The organism is Pseudomonas sp. AIG (assembly GCF_977020205.1).
In genome coordinates, this window is record NZ_CDROCK010000003.1 from 191,525 (window position 1) to 210,910 (window position 19,386).

Consider the following 19,386-nt stretch of genomic DNA (forward strand, 5'->3'; position numbering starts at 1 on the left):
ATGAGCAACCCCCTTGATCTCAGCCTGGACGGTGTAGAACGCCGCTCGTTGGCCGACTTCACCGAAAGTGCCTACCTCAATTACTCCATGTACGTGATCATGGACCGTGCCCTGCCGCATATCGGCGACGGCCTGAAACCGGTACAGCGTCGCATCATTTATGCGATGAGCGAGTTGGGGCTGGACGCCGATTCCAAGCACAAGAAATCGGCGCGTACCGTCGGTGACGTGCTCGGCAAGTTCCACCCGCACGGCGACTCGGCGTGCTACGAAGCGATGGTGCTGATGGCCCAGCCGTTCAGCTATCGCTACACGCTGGTGGACGGCCAGGGCAACTGGGGTGCGCCGGACGATCCGAAGTCCTTCGCCGCCATGCGTTACACCGAAGCACGCCTGTCGCGGTATTCCGAAGTGCTGCTCAGCGAACTGGGCCAGGGCACTGCCGACTGGGGCCCGAACTTCGACGGCACCTTACAAGAGCCGCTGGTGCTGCCGGCACGCCTGCCGAACATCCTGCTCAACGGCACCACCGGCATCGCCGTGGGCATGGCCACCGACGTGCCGCCGCACAACCTGCGTGAAGTCGCCACCGCGTGCGTGCGTCTGCTTGATGAGCCGAAAGCCACGGTCGAGCAGCTCTGTGAACACATTCAAGGCCCGGACTATCCGACCGAAGCGGAAATCATCACGCCGCGCGCCGACCTGTTGAAAATGTACGAAACCGGCAAGGGTTCGGTGCGCATGCGCGCCGTGTACCACGTCGAGGACGGCGACATCATCGTCACCGCGCTGCCGCACCAGGTTTCCGGTGCAAAAGTGTTGGAGCAGATCGCCGCGTTGATGCAGGCGAAACCGTCGAAAGCCCCGCAGATTGCTGACCTGCGCGATGAATCCGACCACGAAAACCCGTGCCGCATCGTGATCATTCCGGTCAACAGCCGCGTCGATCACGAAGCGCTGATGCAGCACCTGTTCGCCAGCACCGAGCTGGAGTCGACCTACCGAGTCAACGTCAACATCATCGGTCTGGACGGCAAACCGCAGCTGAAAAACCTGCGCGCGCTGCTGGTCGAATGGCTGGAATTTCGCGTGCAGACCGTGCGTCGCCGCCTGCAATTCCGCCTCGACAAGGTCGAGCGACGTCTGCACCTGTTGGACGGTTTGTTGATTGCCTACCTCAACCTCGATGAAGTGATCCACATCATCCGTACCGAGGAACACCCGAAAGCCAAGCTGATCGAGCGTTTCGCCCTCAGCGAGATTCAGGCCGACTACATCCTCGATACCCGTCTGCGTCAGTTGGCGCGCCTGGAAGAGATGAAGCTGCGCGACGAGCAGGACGAACTGCTCAAGGAACAAGCCAAGCTGCAAGCCCTGCTGGGCAGCGAAGCCAAGTTGAAGAAGCTGGTGCGCACCGAGCTGATCAAAGACGCCGAAACCTATGGCGACGACCGCCGTTCGCCAATCGTCGAGCGTACCGAAGCCAAAGCGTTGACCGAACACGATCTGCTGCCGAACGAGAAAGTCACCGTCGTACTCTCGGAAAAAGGCTGGATCCGTTCCGCCAAAGGCCACGAGATCGACGCCACCGGCCTATCGTACAAGGCGGGCGACGGCTTCAAGACTTCGGCGGCGGGGCGTTCCAACCAGTCTGCTGTGGTGATTGACTCCACTGGCCGCAGCTATTCGGTTGCCGCGCATACCTTGCCGTCGGCCCGTGGTCAGGGCGAACCGTTGACCGGCCGTCTGACACCGCCACCGGGCGCGACCTTCGAATGCGTGCTGATGCCGGAAGATGATGCGTTGTATGTGATTGCCTCCGACGCCGGTTACGGTTTCGTGGTCAAAGGCGAAGACCTGCAAGCCAAGAACAAGGCCGGTAAAGCCCTGTTGAGCCTGCCGAACAACGCCAAAGTGATCGCGCCGCGTCCGGTGGCCGATCGTGAGCAGAACTGGCTGGCCTCGGTGACGACCGAAGGTCGCCTGCTGATCTTCAAAATCAGCGATCTGCCACAATTAGGGAAGGGCAAAGGCAACAAGATCATCGGTATTTCCGGTGAACGTGTGGCCAGTCGCGAAGAATATGTCACGGACATCGCCGTGCTTCCGGAAGGCGCCACGTTGGTGCTGCAGGCCGGAAAACGGACCCTGTCGCTGAAGGCCGATGACCTCGAACACTACAAAGGTGAGCGTGGACGTCGTGGCAATAAGCTGCCGAGGGGCTTCCAGCGGGTCGATGCGCTGCTCGTCGAAAACCTCAATTAAGCGTCCTAGAGCGCTCGATCTACGATTTAACGCGTAGATCGACGCTTTGGCGCTGGAGTCGGAACGCATATTCACGGATGATATGGCCTTTCCAAGCGCCGGCGTGGCCGAGCGTTCTTCATATTTATTGAGTATTTTCACTGTGGTCAGCCTTGTGGCGGCCACCTGGACGGGATGATGACTGCTCTGCGCCCCCTTATTTTCCTGCTCGCCGGCGTTTTGGGCCTGGCGGGTTGCAGCGTTCACCAGCCGGTGTCGCTGTATCAACTGGACAGCGGAAGTCCGGTTCAGCCTGCGCAAAGCGCGGGCATGGCCGTTTTGTTGGGCCCGGTAGTCGTAGCCGATTACCTGCAACGTGAGACTTTGCTGCAACGTCAACCGGATGGCAGTCTGCAAGCGGCGACCGACGGTCGTTGGGCGGGTAGCCTTTCGTCGGATATCGATCAGTTGTTGATGCGCCAGGTCGCGGGCCATCTGGACAGCCAGCGTGTGGTGCTGGCACCGGCCACCAGCGGGTTCACCCCGGATGTGCAGGTGTTATTGACTATTACGCGTCTGGATTCCGGTGAGAAACAACCGGCGATTCTTGATGCGCAGTGGCGTCTGATCGACCGTCGTGGTCAGGTGCGCGATAACCGCATCGTTCATCTGCAGGAGCTGCATGCCGGCAGTACGGCTTCGCAGGTTCAGGCCCAGGGCATTTTGCTGCAGCGTCTGGCCGAGCAGTTGTCGGTAGCGCTCAAGCCGTTGGCCAATCAGCCTCCGGTGGCCGAGGCACCGCGTAAGTCGGCACCGAAGCCAGCAGCGCCGGCGGCGGAAGCCGAGAAGCAGCCGAAGATTCCAATGGCATCGCCGATTCGGACTGACATGGAAGTGTTCCGCTTCTAAGTCTGGACCGAGTCAGAACAGAGCCCGCCTTGTGCGGGCTTTGTTGTGTCTGGGGTTTGTGGGGAAGATCAAAAGCCCCTCACCCCAGCCCTCTCCCAGAGGGAGAGGGAGCCGACCGTGGTGTCTGGAGTTATACATCGACCTGAAAGAGATTGGCGATTATGGATTCGGTAGAGCAGGGACTGACCGAGGGGTCTGGCGCTATACATCGACCTGAAAGATCCTGGCGATTATGGATTCGGTAGCGCAGGAGCGACCGAGGTGCCTGCGTCATGCGTCGACCTGAAAGAGCTTGGCGATTCTGGATTCACAGCAGGGCGCTCAAGTCGGTGTAGCTCCAGAATATCCCCCAATCGGTTCCCTCTCCCTCTGGGAGAGGGCTAGGGTGAGGGGCTTTTCAGTCATCCACAAAAAAGCCCGCAGACAATCACTCGTTTGCGGGCTTTTGTGTTTCTGGCTTAAGGCTTAAGCCCGGCGCTCATGCATCCGCGCCAGTTGCCGCTCAAGCATCGACGGATAAGGCTCCATCAACCGCTCCACACAGCAAGCACCCTCAGGGCTGGCGATCGGACGGATCCGTGCACGCTGACGGATCAGCGCATCGTCACTGATCTTGCGCTCAACCAGCAGCAGGTTGCGGCTGTGCTGCGACAAGGCCAGGGCATCCTGCGCCGAGTCGGTCAGCAACAGATCAATCTGGCTCAGACCGAACAACTCATCGCCCAATGTCAGGCCCAATTGCAATTGCAGAGTAATGCCGCTGTCCGCGACCTCAATCTGCAACTGATGACCCAGCGCTCGCAGCAACTCGCCGCAGCAGATCGCGTTGGTCAGGTAGTCATCGCCGCTGTCTTCGGTGTGGAACAGCATCAGTGTGCTGCCGTCGTTCAGGGTTTCGATTTCGCCCTGATACAACGAAGCAGCCTGATCGAGGCAGTCACGATAACGCTCCTGCAACTCTTCCAGACGTGTCCGTGGCAAGCGGCGCAGTTGCTCCTGTGAACCCAGTTGCACGGCCAGCACGGCGGTGTGCTGCGGCACGCTTGGAGACGGCTGGCGAACGACGGGTTGCGGCACGACATTGAGCGACTCGTCGCGCAGGTCGGCGAATGCGTCATCGTCATCATCGTCTTCGACGGTACTGACCAGATGCCGCGGTGCAGGCTTCTGTGCGGCCATCGGACGGGTTTCGTCGAAACTCGGATCACGCAAGTTGCGCACCTCGAATTCCGGCTCGTCTTCTTCGTCCTCGAACTCAGGCTCCGGTTCTGGTGCAGGCTCCGGTGCGTAGTTGGCGTGCAGCTGACGTGCCAGATCGCCGATTTCATCCTGACGATCGATGCCCGGCGTGTGCTCGTCGATGCGGCGTAACCAGACGCGCAATTGCAGCAGCGGCGTTGACAGGTAGCGACCCATGCGCAGGCTCAGGGCCAGTGACAGCGCCAACAGGATCCCGCTGAGAATGCCCATGCTTTGCAGGCTGATGGTCATCGGCTGCTGGAACTGATCCATGTCGAGGCTGATGCGCAGTTGCCCGGCAGTCACGTCCTGGAAAGTGATCTTGCTCTCGTACATGCCTTCGGCTTCGCCCAGCAGGCTGTGCTTGGGCCGCTGACCCGACTCGGCGAGGATGCGGTTATCCACGCTGTAGATCGCCGCGTGGGCCACCAGTTTGTTCTTGGTCAGGTTGTTGAGCAGCACGTTGAGGCTGAGAATGTCGTTGGACACTAACAGCTCAGTGGCAGAGGTCGCGGTCTGCGTGGTCAGGCTTTCGCCCAGCGCATCGGCCTGCTGGTGCATGGCCTGCTTGAATTGCAAACCCATCACGCCGGCATAGATCACCAGGGCCAGAGCGACCAGGATCACGTTATGGCTGGCAATGCGCAATGCAATCGGTACACGGCGGTGGCGCAGTGCACGGAAGATCAGCAGGAAGAAGTTATCGGTTTTAACTGGCGTGGGCCGGTTCACTGAGCTCGGCTCTTTTGTCCGTGAAGTTGACGCGCAGTATAGCGACAGGCCCTAGACCGGCAAAGCGCTCGCGGTGCCCGATGGTCACTGAAAGTGGGTAGAATGCGGTTTTTTTCCAGTTGCGGGGGTGCGCGTTGCGCGAAATCGTCCTGATTAACATCACGGGAGTCGACCGTCCGGGTCTGACTGCGGCCATTACCGGCGTTCTGGCACAAGGTGGTGTGAACATTCTCGACATCGGTCAGGCGGTGATCCACGACACCCTGTCGTTCGGCATCCTGGTTGAAATTCCCGATTCCGAGCAAGGCAAGTCCGTGCTCAAGGACATCCTGTTCAAGGGCTACGAGCTCGACCAGCAGGTGCGGTTCACCCCGGTGTCCGAAGAGGATTACCAGCAGTGGGTGGGCAATCAGGGCAAGAAGCGCCACATCGTTACCCTGCTGACCCGCAAAGTGACCGCCGGCCAATTGCAGGCGGTCAGTTCGATTACTGCCAAATACGGCTTGAACATCGATCACATCGACCGTCTGTCGGGTCGCATGCCGCTGGATACACCGGCCGACAAAGGCAAGGGCTGCATCGAGTTCTCCGTGCGTGGCGAAGCGGCCGATCCGCAGGCGCTGCGTGCCGAATTCCTCAGCGTCGCTCAGGAACTGAACGTTGACATCGCCTTCCAGGAAGATTCGCTGTTCCGTCGTAACCGTCGTCTGGCGGTGTTCGACATGGACTCGACGCTGATCGAGGCCGAAGTTATCGACGAACTGGCCAAGGCTGCCGGCGTGGGTGATCAGGTTTCCGAGATCACTGAACGGGCCATGGCCGGTGAACTGGATTTCCGTGCCAGTTTCAAAGAGCGTCTGGCCTTGCTCAAAGGTCTGGATGTCAGTGTGCTGGATTCGATCGGTGCTTCACTGCGCCTGACCGAGGGCGCCGAAACGCTGTTCGCCGAGCTCAAGCGTCTGGGCTACAAGACCGCGATCCTCTCCGGCGGCTTCACCTATTTCGCCAAGCAATTGCAGGCCAAACTCGGCATCGACTATGTGTTCGCCAACGAACTGGAAGTGGTCGACGGCAAGTGCACCGGCGTGGCGATCGAGCCGATTGTCGATGCGCAGCGCAAGGCTGATCTGTTGAAAGAGCTGGCACACAAGGAAGGTTTGCGTCTGGAGCAGACCATCGCGGTCGGCGACGGCGCGAATGACCTGCCGATGCTGGCGATTGCCGGGTTGGGCGTGGCGTTCCGCGCCAAGCCGCTGGTCAAGCAATCGGCGAAGCAGGCGATCTCGACGTTGGGTCTGGATGGCGTGTTGTATCTGCTGGGCTTCCGCGATCGTGACGGGCAGCTCTGAGATCTTTATCGCCTGACTTGGCCTCTTCGCGAGCAGGCTCGCTCCCACAGTTGAAATGCATTCCAATGTGGGAGCGAGCCTGCTCGCGAAGGTAGCGCCGCCGATCCATCGGCGGGCACTTAAAGCGATTTCCACAACGAATCAAAGTCCTCCTCGCTCGCGCCATTTTGCGCGGCCTCCAGCGAGCGGTAAGCAAACTGATTGAAGCTGTGCGTACTTGCCACTCGCCGATCCAGCCCGGCGCGGTGTTCTTCGCCCTGAGTGTTGATCAGCACTTTATTGCCTTCTTGAAACGGCAAGCGCGGCGCCAGCAAGGTTGCCGGCACATCGATCGCACTGATCTCCGGCAGTAGCAACCCGCGCAAATACTGGCTGTGATCGTCCCGCGAACGCACCAGTTGCAGGCCGCACGGCTGAGCGTGCGGTGCCACCAGTTCAATGCCCATTTGCGTGCCGCCGCCGCACACCTGACGTATCCAGCGAATCACCGCAATGCTCCAGCCCAGACTGACACTGTCCTGAACCCCGAGCATTTCGCCGGCCTGCAATTCGGCGGGCACTTCGTTTGGCCACGCCAGGCAATAACCGCCGGGGCTGTGATTGATCACCGGCAAGGCATAGGTCGGATAGTGCGGCGAAGCATCGGCGCTGCTTTCGTCTTCGACGAGGTGGTCGTACTGGATTTCTTCGTAAGGCAAAAACTGCTCATTGTTTTGCGGTGCTGCGTCGAAAGCCTGGCTCCAGCTGTCCTTTTCACCCTTGGCCACGGCGTTGCTGAAATTCGCTGCGCGGGCGCCGGGATGTTTCAGCATGTCGCTGAAACTGCGCTCGCCGCCGAGGTAGAAGTGCAGGGCGCTCATGCCGACGCACACGGTCAGATTGCCCTGGCCCACGGTGCGCTGAAAACTGCGTTCGGCGGCCTGGCCCCATGCGGCATGCAAGTGTTGCAAAGTGTCGAAGCTGAGTCCGGTCGGGACCGACAAGGGTGTCGACGTGTCCTGGTGCAGCAAATGCGCTTCGATGGCATTCACCAACGGTTGTGGATCGAAGCCAAGCAATCCGGCCTGTTGCTCCCTGCGAAACATGTTGCGGTAACGCGGCCCGGCGTCGATTTGTGCGCTGACCGCAAGCAGACCATCGTCCGGGCGAGCGGGATGCAGCTTGAGCAGGGCGCTCCATGGCTCGAGCACTTCCGCGAGGCGGGCGATCTGGTTCTGCCGCAGTTGATTGCAGCGAGCGCTGCCCAGCAGCAGGGCGGCGATATAAGTCTGTTCCAGGCTCAATTCGGTGGTCAGGCTGGCCAGATCGTCGTGCACACGGCGGTGTTGCAGTTGTAATTCAGCGGCGCTGCGATACAGCTGATGCAGTTCGAGCCATAGATGCTCCGGCGGCGAGCTATACAGCTGCGTGGCACGCAGCAGCTGACCTTTGAGAGCATGGGCGGCCCGTTGCAGGGCCGTGCTGACCAATCCCGCGCGGTCCTTGCTGAACTTCGGCGCAATCCGCAGCACGATCTGTTTGTAGCCGATGGCCAGATGACTTTGCAGCGCTTGGCACAGATTGCTGATTTTGCGCGAACGCTCGTCGAGCATGATCGCCTGATGCAAGAAGTGGCGCTCCAAGTGCTGGCAGACGAAATACACTTCGGGGCGCAGCAGCTCAAGCAGATTGAGGCGGTTGTCGCTGGGCGTGAGCAACAGGTTGACTTCGCCCATGGCTTGATAAAGCAGGCGGGCGGTTTCGCCGATGCTGGCTTTCGGCAGGCCGGCGATCCAGCGCTTGAGATCACGCGGCGTAGCTTCACAAAACGACAGACGCGGTTGTGTGGGATTCGGGGCGTGCAGGTGTGGCTGGAATCGAGGCTCACTCATGCCGTGACAAGCTCCGGCGGCGAATTGGGCAATGCCCGAAACTCTAGCAGCTGTGGCCTGTTTCGCCGGGTTCTGTGAGGTTTTTTACCGTTTGTCTGCTGGCTCGTTGCCATGCCGCAGCCGCTACTAGGCTCTCAGTCGTGCGATCGGATACGCACGGTCGTACGGCCTGCCGCAAACGTCGTGCAGGTCTCTTGTAACTTCAAGGAGATGAGGTTCATGTCTAAATACGTAGTGGCAAATCAGTGGGGCGGTAGTTCGGCACCTTGGCATCCGGGCGGAGACTGGGTGCTGGGTGGGCGGGACAACCAGAACGTCGTGGCAATCGACATCAAGTCGCGCGATGACGGCAAAACGTTCACCGGCACCATGACCTACGCCGGGGAAGGTCCCATTGGCTTCAAGGCGCAACGCACCGGTCAGAACCAGTACAACGTCGAGAATCAGTGGGGTGGCAACGATGCTCCCTGGCATCCGGGCGGCAAGTGGGTGATTGGCGGCCGGGACAATCAGAACGTTGTCGAGCTGAGCGTCACGTCCAGTGATGGAGGAAAAAACCTCAGTGGCACCAATACCTATGTCAACGAAGGCCCGATCGGCTTCCGTGGGCAGATAGAGTAACGGCACCACCGAGTCGTATCCGCCCTTTCGCAGACGTGCGAACGGGCGGATCAGTGGCACACAGCATTCAGGCGTTTGGCAGTGCCAGGCCTTGGCCCATCTGTACTGGCGAACCCGCCACCAGTTCTTCAGCCCATTTCACCTGATCCGGCCCGAACAGCACGATCGCGGTCGAACCCAGCTTGAAGCGACCCAGTTCAGCGCCTTTTTCCAGATGGATCGGCGCACGGGCGGCTTCGTCGTAGCGGAAGGTTTTCAGCTCGCGCTTCGGCGGCGTGACCAGACCGGCCCACACGGTTTCGATCGAAGCGACGATCATTGCGCCCACCAGCACCACCGCCATTGGCCCGCGCTCAGTGTCGAAGATGCACGCCACACGCTCGTTGCGGGCGAACAGTTCCGGCACGTTTTCAGCGGTGGTCTGATTCACGGAGAAAATACGGCCCGGGATGTAGACCATTTCGCGCAGGGTGCCGGCCAGCGGCATGTGCACGCGGTGGTAGTCCTTCGGCGACAGGTAGATGGTGGCGAAGTCGCCGCCCATGAACGGCGCCGCGTTGGCCGCATCACCGCCGAGCAGCTCCAGCACGCTGAAGCTGTGACCCTTGGCCTGGAATACGCGACCGTGTTCGATCGGGCCGAGTTGGCTGACTGCGCCGTCGGCCGGGCTGAGGATCGCGCCCGGGGTTTCGTCCAGTGGACGCGCGCCGTCTTTCAGAGCACGGGTGAAGAACGCGTTGAAGTGCTCGTAAGCGGTCAGGTCTTCGACCAGCGCTTGCGACATATCGACCTGGTAGCGCTTGGCGAACCATTGGGTGAAGGCATTCTTGAACCAGCGCACGCGACACTCGGCAACGCAGCCAGCCAGGCGCGACAGCAGGTGATGTGGCAGCAGGTACTGGCTGAGGATAAACAGACGCTCTTTCATTAGTTGTCCTTAAAAACCTTAAATCTCGACTGGCGTGTCAGGGTGGTTGCCCCATTCGCCCCAGGAACCGGCGTAGCCCTTGACCCGCGGATAACCGAGGGACTTGGCCACCAGATAAGTGAAGCCCGACCGGTGATGGGTCTGGCAGTGGGTAATGATTTCTTTGTCCTTGGTGATCCCGAGGTCGTCGAGGATCTGCGGCATGTCTGTGCGAATACGCAGCTGACGGGCCTTGTCCATGCCGGCGGTCCATTCGAAATTGACCGCGCCGGGGATGTGCCCGGCCTTGGCAGCCAGGACTTTCTCGCCGGAATACTCCAGCGGCCCGCGCGCATCCCAGATTGCCAGATCGGCAGCACCGAGACGGCTTTGCAGGTATTCGCGTGTGGCAGTCGGCTCGTCGTGCAAAGTCAACGGCAGTGGGCCACCGACGGCTGCTGGCACTTGGATCGACATTGGCATGCCATCTGCCAGCCATGCTGGCAGACCACCGTCAATATAGTGGTACTTGTCGTGACCAATCACGTCGAGCAGCCAGATGAAACGCCCGGCCCAGCCGCCGCCCTCATCATCGTAAACAACGTAGACCGCGTCTTTGCGATGGCCCAGTTCACCGAACAACGCTTCCAGATCGGCTTTCGCCGGCAGCAGGCCCGGCGCTGGCGGCTGGCCGAGCTGGGTGCGTTTCGGGTCGACAAAGCGTGCGCCGGGGAGATGACCCTCGGTGTAGCGGGCAGCGCTGGTCAGATCCACCAGAATCAGCTCTTTAGACTCAAGCCGAGGCAGCAGGTCGCTCGGCTCGATGACGAGCGGCAAGCCAGAGAAGTCAGACATGTGAGGTCTCCAGAGCACAAAGGGGAGGATTGTAGCGCAGCCTCATCGACCACGGCTGCTAAAGCTGTGCAGGGCTTTTTCGATGCACTGCGCGGTTTTGCCAAAGGCTTGCACGGTGATGTCGGCGAACGGCCCGCCGCCCTGATCGGCAACCACAATCATGATCACCCGGCCATTGTTGACCAGTGAACGCAGAAACAGGTGTTCGCCACGAAACAGCGTGCGCAGGCTGGCTGGCAGCAGCGCGGAGAACTGCGCGTTGTTGTCCGGGGTAATGCGCACCTGCGCCTGTTGTGCCAGCAGCCGTTGCAGAACGCTGCTCTGGCTGACGACAAAATTCAGCGCCGCCGCTTCTTTTGGCAGGCCGGCAGTTTGATTCACGCGCAGATTGGACTGCGTGCGATCGGCCATCAGGATCATCACTCGACGCATGCCGCTGGCGACCAGCGCATCGCGAGCGGCGACGGTCAGGCTCATCGCGTTGGTGAAGCGGCTCGGTTCGGCGAGCAGTTCGGCGCACTGCTTGCGCCACTGGCCGAGGTCTTCAGCGGTGGGCGCGGCGGCAGGCAACAGGCCGGCCGGCAAACGACGGGTGCCCCACGGCCACAGCAGCGAAACGGCTGGGTGCCACAGATCCGGCATCGCGTGATGGCGGGCACTGTTGGCGGCTTGCTGGTGCAGTTGTTGCTGCACCTCGTCCATCGAGATTTGCAGATAAAGGCTGGTCAGGTACTGCCAGCGTTCGCTGTGCGGACTGTCCCAGGCCTGTTGCGCCGACAACGCCAGCCCGTTGGCCAGCAGCACGGTGTTGGCCGGCTGGTTGAGCCAGCGGCGCAGGGTCGGATCATCGTCGAGGCGGTTTTGCTGGCGCAGCGGGTGTTCGCTGTCACGGGCGATGCGCAGCACTTTGACCAGCTCGCGCTGTTCACTGAGTAGCAGTTTATAGCCCTGTTGCACCCAGATCGGCAGATGCCAGGTTTGCACCATCGCTTCAGCGATTTTCAGCAGGCGCACGCCGAACAATTGCTTTTCGACCACTCGCGCCGATTCGCCTTTGTGGATAACTCGCAATTCCCACTCTTCGAGCAACTGTGGATAGGTCAGCGCCAGTGGCCACAGCGGCGACAGAAACAACAGACTCCCCCAATGAATGTCCTGCCACAGCCGCGCCAGGCGACTGGCGAAAAAACCGTTGGCCTGTTGCGTCGCGTGCTGACTGATCATTTGCAACTGGCGCAGGGCCTTGGGGATTTGCATCTGCGGTTCGGCGGGCAGCCGCGCGAGCAATTCTTCGGTGCGGGCGAGGCCGAGGCGATTGATTGCCACCTCAAGGTTTTCCGCTGGCGTGGCCATGGTGCCGTGGGTGTGACGATTCGCCTCACGGATGATGCTCAAGGCCAGCGCCGGGCTGTCCTGCATCAGGTCGGCGATGTCTCGCAGCGAGCTGCGATTGTCGCGGATCGCCCGACAGACTTTGTCGTGAGCCTCTTGCGGCACGGGCAGCCGGACGCTGTCGAGCAGCTTGACCCAGCCGTCGAGCGTGGTCGGTTTTGCGTGTGGGACGTTCGTTTCATTAGCCATGTCTGGACGGGATCTTCACTGACTGTAGACGTGCCCGGCATGGGCTAAATTGGCTTTTCGCCTGAACTGGCTATAGTCTGGCGCAGTTTTGCCGATAAGTAGAAGAAGAGATTTTTTAACTTCCGAATATGACCTTGAACCCGACTTAAGTAAGTACTTTCTACCTATGGCTAAAATTATCGGCATCATCGTCGTATTCGCGAGCGTGCTCGGCGGATACGTGCTCTCCCACGGCAAGATTGCCGCCCTGATCCAGCCTTTCGAGGTGATGATCATCGGTGGTGCGGCACTCGGTGCATTCCTGCAGGCCAACCCTGGCTATATGACGATGCACGTGCTCAAGAAATCCCTGAGCATGTTCAGTTCGCGCTTCAGCCACACGTTCTATCTGGAAGTGCTCGGGCTGATCTACGAGATCCTCAACAAGAGCCGCCGTGAAGGCATGATGGCCATCGAAGGCGACATTGAAGATGCCGCCGCGAGCCCGATCTTCGCCAAGTACCCGGCCGTGCTCAAAGACGAGCGCATGACCGCGTTCATCTGCGATTACCTGCGCATCATGTCGTCCGGCAACATGGCGCCGCACGAGCTGGAAGGCTTGTTCGACATGGAACTGTACAGCCTGAAAGAAGACCTTGAGCATCCATCTCATGCGGTGAACGGCATCGCTGATGCCATGCCCGGTTTCGGTATCGTCGCGGCGGTACTCGGTATCGTGGTGACCATGGCCTCGCTGGGTGAAGGCGATCAGAAGTCCATCGGTCTGCACGTGGGTGCGGCACTGGTCGGTACCTTCTTCGGTATTCTCGCGGCGTACGGTTTCTTCGGCCCATTGGCGCATTCCCTGGCTCATGACGCCAAGGAAGAGCTGAACGTCTACGAAGCCATCAAGGCCTCGCTGGTGGCTTCGGCTTCCGGCATGCCGCCTTCGCTGGCGGTCGAGTTCGGTCGCAAGGTGCTGTACCCGGCCCACCGTCCAAGCTTCGCCGAGCTGGAACAAGCGGTTCGCGGTCGCTAAGTCATGGAAAATAATCAGCCGATTATCATCAAGCGCGTCAAGCGCATAGCCGGCGGGCATCACGGCGGGGCGTGGAAAATCGCCTTCGCCGACTTCGCCACGGCGATGATGGCGTTCTTCCTGGTGTTGTGGCTGTTGTCCACGGCAACGCCGGAGCAGAAGATCGCTATCGCCGGTTACTTCAAAGACCCGGTCGGCTTCTCCGAAAGCGGTACGCCGTACATCATCGACCTGGGCGGTACGCCGACCCTTGCGCCGGAAAACACCCTCAACCCGGAAGTGAAGTCTCAGCCGCAGCCCGACAAGGTCACGGTCGACACCGAGCAGGTTGAAGGCATGGCCGAGCAGGTCGAGAAGGAGCGTCTGGAACTGCTCCTGCAAGAACTGCAGAACAAGGTCGACGAGAACCCGCAACTGCAGAAGTTCAAGGACCAGATCCTCTTCGAGATCACCCCGAACGGCTTGCGTATCCAGATCATGGACGCCGAGAACCGGCCGATGTTCGACTCCGGTTCTGCACGCCTGAAGCCGTATTTCGAAGACATCCTGCTGGCCATGGCCGACACCATCAAAGCGGTGCCGAACAAGATCAGCATCAGCGGCCACACCGATGCCAAGCCTTATATCGGTACCGGTGATTACGGTAACTGGGAGTTGTCGGCCAACCGTGCCAACGCTGCCCGTCGTGCCCTGGTTGCCGGTAGCTATCCGGATGCGCAAGTGGCGCGGGTCGTCGGTTATGCCTCGTCGGCGCTGTTCGACAAGGAAAACCCGTTCAACCCGGTCAACCGCCGCATCGACATTGTGGTGTTGACCAAAAAAGCCCAGGCGGCCATCGAAGGTTCGCAAGGTGCCGATCCGGCGAAACCGGCGGATCAAGGTCAGAACGGCGCCGCTCCGGCGACGCCGGTTGACCCGAATGCACTGCCGGCGGACCAGCAACCGGTACCGGCGCACGAACTGCGCGAGCGCCTGAACCTGTTCGACGACGCTGCGCCGAAACCGGCCGAGCCGGGGAGTGCGGCGCCAGCGCCTGCTCCCCCAGCCACTGCCCCGGCGCCCGCGCCGAAGCAGTGACGCAGAAAAAGCCACGGTCACCGTGGCTTTTTTGTATCTGCCTGCGTCGCAATGACCAGTCGCAGTTTTCGCAATCACGGAAGATCAGTTAATGGAAAGACTCAAAGCCTATTTTCAACGGCATGGCAACGCACCCTTCAAATTTGGCGAGGGGCGGGTCAGTGGCTATATTTCCGCCACCCTCGGCCTGTTGAGCCTGCTGGCAGTGTTCTGCTTTCTGTTTCCCGAGTGGCTGACCACGGCCGAGCTGCGCAAGGTCTATGACGAGCAGTTCGCGCGCACCACGCTGTTGCTCGGTCTGGTGCTGTCATTCAGCCTCGGCACCCTGAATATCCTGCTCAACAAACGTAAACGCCTGGGAATTACCGGTCTGGTTGCATCGGGGTTGGCAGTGTTCCTCGGTGGCACCAATGTCCAGGTCAGCTCGATCGGACAGACACCTTACTCGCTCGGCCTGGACTGGTTTGTGCTGGCACTGCTGGTGTCGGCCATCGTGTTCATTCCTCTGGAGAAGCTCTACTCCAAGGACCCCGAGCAAAACATCCTGCGCCCGCACTGGCGCACCGACCTGACCTACTTCTTCGTCAGCCACATGCTGGTGCAATTCATCCTGATCTTCATCACCGCCTCTTCGAGTTACATTGCCGGTTGGGCGATGTCGCCGAGCTTGCAGACCAGCGTGCAAAGCCTGCCGTTGCTGGTGCAGTTCCTCCTCGCGGTGCTGGTGGCCGATCTCGGCCAGTACTGGCTGCACCGGCTCTATCACGTGGTGCCATTTCTGTGGCGTATCCACGCGGTGCATCACTCCAGCACGCACATGGACTGGCTCGCGGGTTCCCGCGTGCACTTCATCGAAATCCTGCTGACCCGCACCGGTGTGCTGGTGCCGTTGATGTTATTGGGCTTCGCGCCGCAAGCGTTGAATGCCTATGTGATTCTGGTCGGCGTCCAGGCAGTACTGGCCCACGCCAACGTGCGGATCAACGGCGGCTGGCTGAACTACCTGATCGTGCTGCCGCGCTACCACCATTGGCACCACGCCCGGCACAAGGATTACATCTACAAGAACTACGCGATCCACACGCCGCTGGTGGACATGCTGTTCGGTACGTTCAAGCTGCCGCCGAAGGAATGGCCGGTGCGTTATGGCGTGTTTGGCAAGGAGCTGCCGGGCGGAATTGTGCGTCAGCACCTGTATGCGTTTCAGAAACCTGAGCCGAAAATGGTTGTGCCAAAACCGCCCGCCAGCGTTTGAGGCAAAAAAAAGCCGCGAGATGATCGCGGCTTTTTTGTGTCTGGCTACTCAGTAGCCGTTCTCCGGCAAACTGGCGATGATCGAGCGATAGCTGTTCATCCGCTGCTGCTGGATGCGCCCGTCTTCGAGTGCCTTGAGCAACGCACAGCCCGGTTCGCGATCATGCTTGCAGTCGCGGAAGCGGCAAGTGCCGAGCAAGTCATCGAACTCGATGAAGCCGGCTTCGACATCGGCACGGCTGACGTGGCCGAGGCCGAATTCACGGATACCCGGGGAGTCGATCAGTTCGCCGCCGCCGGGGAAGTGGAACAGGCGCGCGGTGGTCGTCGTGTGCGTGCCCTGGCCGGACAGCTCGGACAACGGCCCGACGCGGGTTTCGACTTCAGGCAGCAAGCTGTTGACCAGCGACGACTTGCCGACACCGGACTGGCCGACGAACACGCTGATGCGCCCGTCGAGCTGCTGTTGCAGTTGCTCCATGCCATTGCCGTGGTGCGCCGAGACTTCCAGCACCGGGTAACCCAGCGTGCGATACACCGCCAGCAGCGCATTGAGCGCCGGGGCGTTTTGCTCGTCGATCAGGTCGAACTTGTTCAGCAGCAGCAACGGACGGATGCCGGCGTGTTCGGCGGCTACAAGGTAGCGGTCGATCAGGTTGGCATGCGGCTCGGGCAGGGGGGCAAAAACGATGACGATCATGTCGACGTTGGCCGCGACCGGTTTGAGCTGACCACGGCTGTCCGGGCGGCACAGTTCGGTGGTGCGCGGCAGTTGCGCGACAATCACACCGATGCCCTGGTTGCCGGCACGCCAGACGACGGTGTCGCCGGTGACCAGCGCGGGCAGGTTGGCGCGTAAGTGGCAACGGAAGACCTGGCCGGCCTGATCACCGTCAACAGCTTCGACCTCGACCTGTACACCGAAGTGGGCGATCACCAGGCCGGTTTGTTCCGGGCCCAGGTCGCCGCCCTCAAGGGCTTCGACAGCCGAGGACTCGCGTTTGGCGGCGCGTGCAGCGCGTTCGCCCTGAATCTTTTCGATGCGCCAGTTTTGACGACGATTGAGTTGGCGTTTGGCCATGGGTGTTCCGTCTGAAGAATGCAGCGATTAGGTAAAACGGCCGCGAGTTTAGCACGCCCGGCCACCGGCCTAGGCTAAACTGCGCAGCATTGCCTAGGAGCCGAAATATGCAAAACCCGCAGAACCTGATCTGGATCGACCTGGAAATGACCGGTCTGGATCCGGAAAACGACGTCATCATCGAGATGGCCACCATCGTCACCGACAGTGATCTGAACACGTTGGCCGAAGGTCCGGTGATCGCCATCCACCACAGCGACGAAGTGCTTGCGCGTATGGACGAGTGGAACACCCGCACACACGGCAATTCCGGCCTGACCCAGCGCGTGCGCGACAGCCGCATCAGCATGGTCGAGGCAGAAGCGGAAACCATCGCCTTCCTGGAAAAGTGGGTGCCGAAGGGCAAATCGCCGATCTGCGGCAACAGCATTTGCCAGGATCGTCGCTTCCTTTATACGCATATGAAGTCGCTGGAAAGCTACTTCCACTACCGCAACCTCGACGTCTCCACGCTCAAGGAGCTGGCCGCGCGCTGGGCGCCGGACGTGCGCGACAGCTTCAAGAAGGGCAGCACGCACCTGGCGCTGGATGACATCCGGGAGTCGATCGCCGAGCTGCAGCACTACCGTAAGCATTTCATCAAGTTCTAATGCCTGGCGATGGGGGCGTGCATTGCAATTGCCCCCTTTTGGTGCCGCACTGAAATGGCTAGACTGCGCGCCTTCCTGCCTGGATCGCCACCATGTTGCTGATGCTCTATCTGATTGCCATCACCGCTGAAGCCATGACAGGCGCGTTGTCTGCCGGCCGTCGCGGCATGGACTGGTTTGGCGTGGTGCTGATTGCCTGCGTCACGGCGTTGGGTGGCGGTTCGGTCCGTGATGTACTGCTCGGGCACTACCCGCTGACGTGGGTCAAGCACCCGGAATACCTGGTGCTGACTTCGGTTGCGGCAATGTTCACCGTGTTCACCGCGCGCTGGATGCGCCACCTGCGTTCGCTGTTCCTGGTGCTCGACGCCGTCGGTCTGGTGGCATTCACCCTGATCGGTTGCATGACCGCGCTGGAAATGGGCCACGGCATGCTGGTGGCGTCGGTCAGCGGCGTGATCACCGGGGTATTCGGCGGTATTCTGCGCGATATCTTCTGCAACGATATTCCGTTGATCTTTCGGCGCGAACTTTATGCGAGTGTCTCGTTTGCTGCGGCGTGGTGCTACATGCTGTGTCTTTATCTGAATGTACCCGGTGAGCAAGCCATTTTGATCACTCTGTTTGGCGGATTTCTGTTGCGTCTGCTGGCGATTCGTTTTCATTGGGAAATGCCCAAGTTTGTTTATAACGACGAGCATTGATATTCAGGTGTGGCTTGGCATGAATTAGTGTCGTGGCTCCACGTCTGCAGGCGTGCGTGCATGTTTCTTACATTTTTGCTTTTTGCTTTCTTTGCCCTGCATGTTATTTATTTTGACGGCATCAAGTTGGATGTCGACTCTCTGAAGTAACATAACGACAAAAGGAAGTGCGTCATGAGTGATATCACGGAAGAAACACACGTTCACCCGGGGCCTGTTGGCGTTTTTGAAAGCCTTACCGTGTTCAACGTGAAATTTGACGCTGCTGAAAGTACACGAAGCAAAGAACTGTTCGGTAATGGCCGTATGCAAGTCAAGGTTCAGGTCCTGGTCGCCGGAGCCGACGCCAACGGCAATGCGGTTCATGTGCCGTCCGAAGTGATGGACAGTATCAAGTTGATTCACTACATCAGCGGCCAGACCCTGAGCAATGGCTGGCACGCCAGCAGCGAGCAAGGCCGGTTCACGCTGGAGTCGCACTCCGCCGTCAATACCGTGCTCGATGCCGATGACGACGATTCCGTTCATCCACAAGTGCGCACCTTCTGGGTATCGTCGTCCGGTGCGGGAGACACCCGGATTGCCGCTCGTCTGACAGTGAACCACCAAGTCATTCGCAGCAATGGCACAACCCTTTCCAGTGTCCACGACAGCAGTGTGACCTTGAGTGCAAAGGAACCCATCGCTTACTCCATTGACAGTTTCAGATGGCAGTCGGTCCGGCGTGGGAATGAAGAGCCAGGGAATCGAATCCGAAACTATTATCTTGGGCTGTATCCGCAAGGCGGACAGCAAATCAAACTGGTGGACTGGGTTTCGGAAGGTGGTCGCGGCAGTCGCCTGTTTGCCAAAGGCAATAAGCTGCGAAAGCATAAAACCAATCACCTTCAAGGTATGTTTGTTCTTCCCGAACAAACAACGCAGGAAGTGTGGTTGCCATACGACGGTCAAGCGCTCTCCGATGTCCTCAGTTTCGGTATCAATGGCTGGTTGTACTTGTCAACGAAGAAGAAAGGTTATTCTGTAAAGGTCAATGACAGAGATGGTGAGTTGACCGCAGTGCAGTCTCTGTCCGAGTACTCGACGATTGAGCCGGAGAGCAAGGATGGCGAAATGTTTCATTTCCAGGCGATCGATCAATATGGCACCGAGCATAAGCTGGCCATTCGTACCAACTTTGAAATGCGCGACTTTTCCTTGGAGCGTGGATAAGTTCAGCGCTGCAAGAATAAGTTGTTGGAAGCGGTAAATATATATGCCGTTTCAGGTGGTGTGGGTCTGTAAACTGTGACTT

16 protein-coding genes are annotated in these 19,386 nt (G+C 59.8%); 10 read left to right on the top strand and 6 right to left on the bottom strand.

What is annotated here, in order from left to right; translation table 11 throughout:
• Complete coding sequence (parC, locus tag ACWR1S_RS03620) at positions 1-2,265, top strand: DNA topoisomerase IV subunit A (protein WP_454562451.1); 2,265 nt, start codon at positions 1-3, stop codon at positions 2,263-2,265.
• A gap of 177 nt (positions 2,266-2,442) precedes the next feature.
• Entirely contained in the window at positions 2,443-3,153 is a 711-nt protein-coding gene (locus ACWR1S_RS03625) for a PqiC family protein (protein WP_454562452.1), read from the top strand.
• A gap of 465 nt (positions 3,154-3,618) precedes the next feature.
• On the opposite strand, the gene ACWR1S_RS03630 is transcribed toward ACWR1S_RS03625, so the two are convergent.
• Positions 3,619-5,124, bottom strand: coding sequence for an AhpA/YtjB family protein (locus ACWR1S_RS03630; RefSeq protein ID WP_454562453.1), 1,506 nt, complete (start codon positions 5,122-5,124; stop codon positions 3,619-3,621).
• A 134-nt stretch (positions 5,125-5,258) separates the two neighbouring features.
• On the opposite strand from ACWR1S_RS03630, the gene serB reads away from it, so the two are divergent.
• On the top strand, positions 5,259-6,473 hold the full coding sequence (serB, locus tag ACWR1S_RS03635; RefSeq protein WP_129388249.1) for a phosphoserine phosphatase SerB: 1,215 nt from the start codon (positions 5,259-5,261) through the stop codon (positions 6,471-6,473).
• A gap of 119 nt (positions 6,474-6,592) precedes the next feature.
• Here the strand turns inward: serB and ACWR1S_RS03640 are convergent, their stop codons facing one another.
• Complete coding sequence (locus tag ACWR1S_RS03640; protein WP_454562454.1) at positions 6,593-8,344, bottom strand: molecular chaperone; 1,752 nt, start codon at positions 8,342-8,344, stop codon at positions 6,593-6,595.
• Positions 8,345-8,563: 219 nt separating this feature from the next.
• Here ACWR1S_RS03640 and ACWR1S_RS03645 point away from each other — a divergent pair, with 219 nt between their 5' ends.
• Positions 8,564-8,965 carry a lectin OAA family protein gene (locus ACWR1S_RS03645; protein ID WP_454562455.1) on the top strand — a complete coding sequence of 134 codons (402 nt, stop codon included), beginning with the start codon at positions 8,564-8,566 and terminating at the stop codon, positions 8,963-8,965.
• 67 nt (positions 8,966-9,032) lie between these two features.
• On the opposite strand, the gene asd is transcribed toward ACWR1S_RS03645, so the two are convergent.
• The 3 genes from asd to ACWR1S_RS03660 are packed head-to-tail and all read right to left on the bottom strand — an operon-like array spanning position 9,033 to position 12,308.
• The gene (gene asd, locus ACWR1S_RS03650) at positions 9,033-9,893 is read right to left on the bottom strand and encodes an archaetidylserine decarboxylase (protein WP_053116755.1); all 861 of its coding nucleotides are present in this window, start codon (positions 9,891-9,893) and stop codon (positions 9,033-9,035) included.
• Between the two features lie 18 nt (positions 9,894-9,911).
• Entirely contained in the window at positions 9,912-10,727 is an 816-nt protein-coding gene (gene rhdA, locus ACWR1S_RS03655; RefSeq protein WP_454562456.1) for a thiosulfate sulfurtransferase, read from the bottom strand.
• Between the two features lie 42 nt (positions 10,728-10,769).
• Positions 10,770-12,308 carry an HDOD domain-containing protein gene (locus ACWR1S_RS03660; RefSeq protein ID WP_454562457.1) on the bottom strand — a complete coding sequence of 513 codons (1,539 nt, stop codon included), beginning with the start codon at positions 12,306-12,308 and terminating at the stop codon, positions 10,770-10,772.
• 166 nt (positions 12,309-12,474) lie between these two features.
• Between ACWR1S_RS03660 and motA the strand changes: the two genes are divergently transcribed.
• The 3 genes from motA (at position 12,475) to ACWR1S_RS03675 (ending at position 15,658) form a co-directional block, all read left to right on the top strand.
• Positions 12,475-13,326, top strand: coding sequence for a flagellar motor stator protein MotA (motA, locus tag ACWR1S_RS03665; RefSeq protein WP_007952169.1), 852 nt, complete (start codon positions 12,475-12,477; stop codon positions 13,324-13,326).
• Positions 13,327-13,329: 3 nt separating this feature from the next.
• On the top strand, positions 13,330-14,403 hold the full coding sequence (motB, locus tag ACWR1S_RS03670; protein ID WP_454562458.1) for a flagellar motor protein MotB: 1,074 nt from the start codon (positions 13,330-13,332) through the stop codon (positions 14,401-14,403).
• A gap of 91 nt (positions 14,404-14,494) precedes the next feature.
• Entirely contained in the window at positions 14,495-15,658 is a 1,164-nt protein-coding gene (locus ACWR1S_RS03675; RefSeq protein WP_454562459.1) for a sterol desaturase family protein, read from the top strand.
• 48 nt (positions 15,659-15,706) lie between these two features.
• Here the strand turns inward: ACWR1S_RS03675 and rsgA are convergent, their stop codons facing one another.
• Complete coding sequence (gene rsgA, locus ACWR1S_RS03680; protein WP_038360332.1) at positions 15,707-16,738, bottom strand: small ribosomal subunit biogenesis GTPase RsgA; 1,032 nt, start codon at positions 16,736-16,738, stop codon at positions 15,707-15,709.
• A gap of 107 nt (positions 16,739-16,845) precedes the next feature.
• Between rsgA and orn the strand changes: the two genes are divergently transcribed.
• The 3 genes from orn (at position 16,846) to ACWR1S_RS03695 (ending at position 19,304) form a co-directional block, all read left to right on the top strand.
• Positions 16,846-17,388: an oligoribonuclease gene (orn, locus tag ACWR1S_RS03685; protein WP_454562460.1), complete on the top strand. Its 543-nt coding sequence runs from the start codon at positions 16,846-16,848 to the stop codon at positions 17,386-17,388.
• A 92-nt stretch (positions 17,389-17,480) separates the two neighbouring features.
• On the top strand, positions 17,481-18,092 hold the full coding sequence (locus ACWR1S_RS03690; protein ID WP_137217697.1) for a trimeric intracellular cation channel family protein: 612 nt from the start codon (positions 17,481-17,483) through the stop codon (positions 18,090-18,092).
• Between the two features lie 174 nt (positions 18,093-18,266).
• Positions 18,267-19,304 (top strand): hypothetical protein, encoded by a 1,038-nt coding sequence (locus ACWR1S_RS03695; RefSeq protein ID WP_454562461.1) that lies wholly within the window; start codon positions 18,267-18,269, stop codon positions 19,302-19,304.
• Positions 19,305-19,386 lie beyond the last annotated feature (82 nt).

Excerpts from the sequence above, each read along its gene's own strand:
- parC (WP_454562451.1), top strand. The coding sequence starts at position 1 with ATGAGCAACCCCCTTGATCTCAGCCTGGACGGTGTAGAACGCCGCTCG.
- ACWR1S_RS03625 (WP_454562452.1), top strand. The coding sequence starts at position 2,443 with ATGACTGCTCTGCGCCCCCTTATTTTCCTGCTCGCCGGCGTTTTGGGC.
- ACWR1S_RS03640 (WP_454562454.1), bottom strand. The coding sequence starts at position 8,344 with ATGAGTGAGCCTCGATTCCAGCCACACCTGCACGCCCCGAATCCCACA.
- ACWR1S_RS03645 (WP_454562455.1), top strand. The coding sequence starts at position 8,564 with ATGTCTAAATACGTAGTGGCAAATCAGTGGGGCGGTAGTTCGGCACCT.
- asd (WP_053116755.1), bottom strand. The coding sequence starts at position 9,893 with ATGAAAGAGCGTCTGTTTATCCTCAGCCAGTACCTGCTGCCACATCAC.
- rhdA (WP_454562456.1), bottom strand. The coding sequence starts at position 10,727 with ATGTCTGACTTCTCTGGCTTGCCGCTCGTCATCGAGCCGAGCGACCTG.
- ACWR1S_RS03660 (WP_454562457.1), bottom strand. The coding sequence starts at position 12,308 with ATGGCTAATGAAACGAACGTCCCACACGCAAAACCGACCACGCTCGAC.
- motA (WP_007952169.1), top strand. The coding sequence starts at position 12,475 with ATGGCTAAAATTATCGGCATCATCGTCGTATTCGCGAGCGTGCTCGGC.
- motB (WP_454562458.1), top strand. The coding sequence starts at position 13,330 with ATGGAAAATAATCAGCCGATTATCATCAAGCGCGTCAAGCGCATAGCC.
- ACWR1S_RS03675 (WP_454562459.1), top strand. The coding sequence starts at position 14,495 with ATGGAAAGACTCAAAGCCTATTTTCAACGGCATGGCAACGCACCCTTC.
- rsgA (WP_038360332.1), bottom strand. The coding sequence starts at position 16,738 with ATGGCCAAACGCCAACTCAATCGTCGTCAAAACTGGCGCATCGAAAAG.
- orn (WP_454562460.1), top strand. The coding sequence starts at position 16,846 with ATGCAAAACCCGCAGAACCTGATCTGGATCGACCTGGAAATGACCGGT.
- ACWR1S_RS03690 (WP_137217697.1), top strand. The coding sequence starts at position 17,481 with ATGTTGCTGATGCTCTATCTGATTGCCATCACCGCTGAAGCCATGACA.
- ACWR1S_RS03695 (WP_454562461.1), top strand. The coding sequence starts at position 18,267 with ATGAGTGATATCACGGAAGAAACACACGTTCACCCGGGGCCTGTTGGC.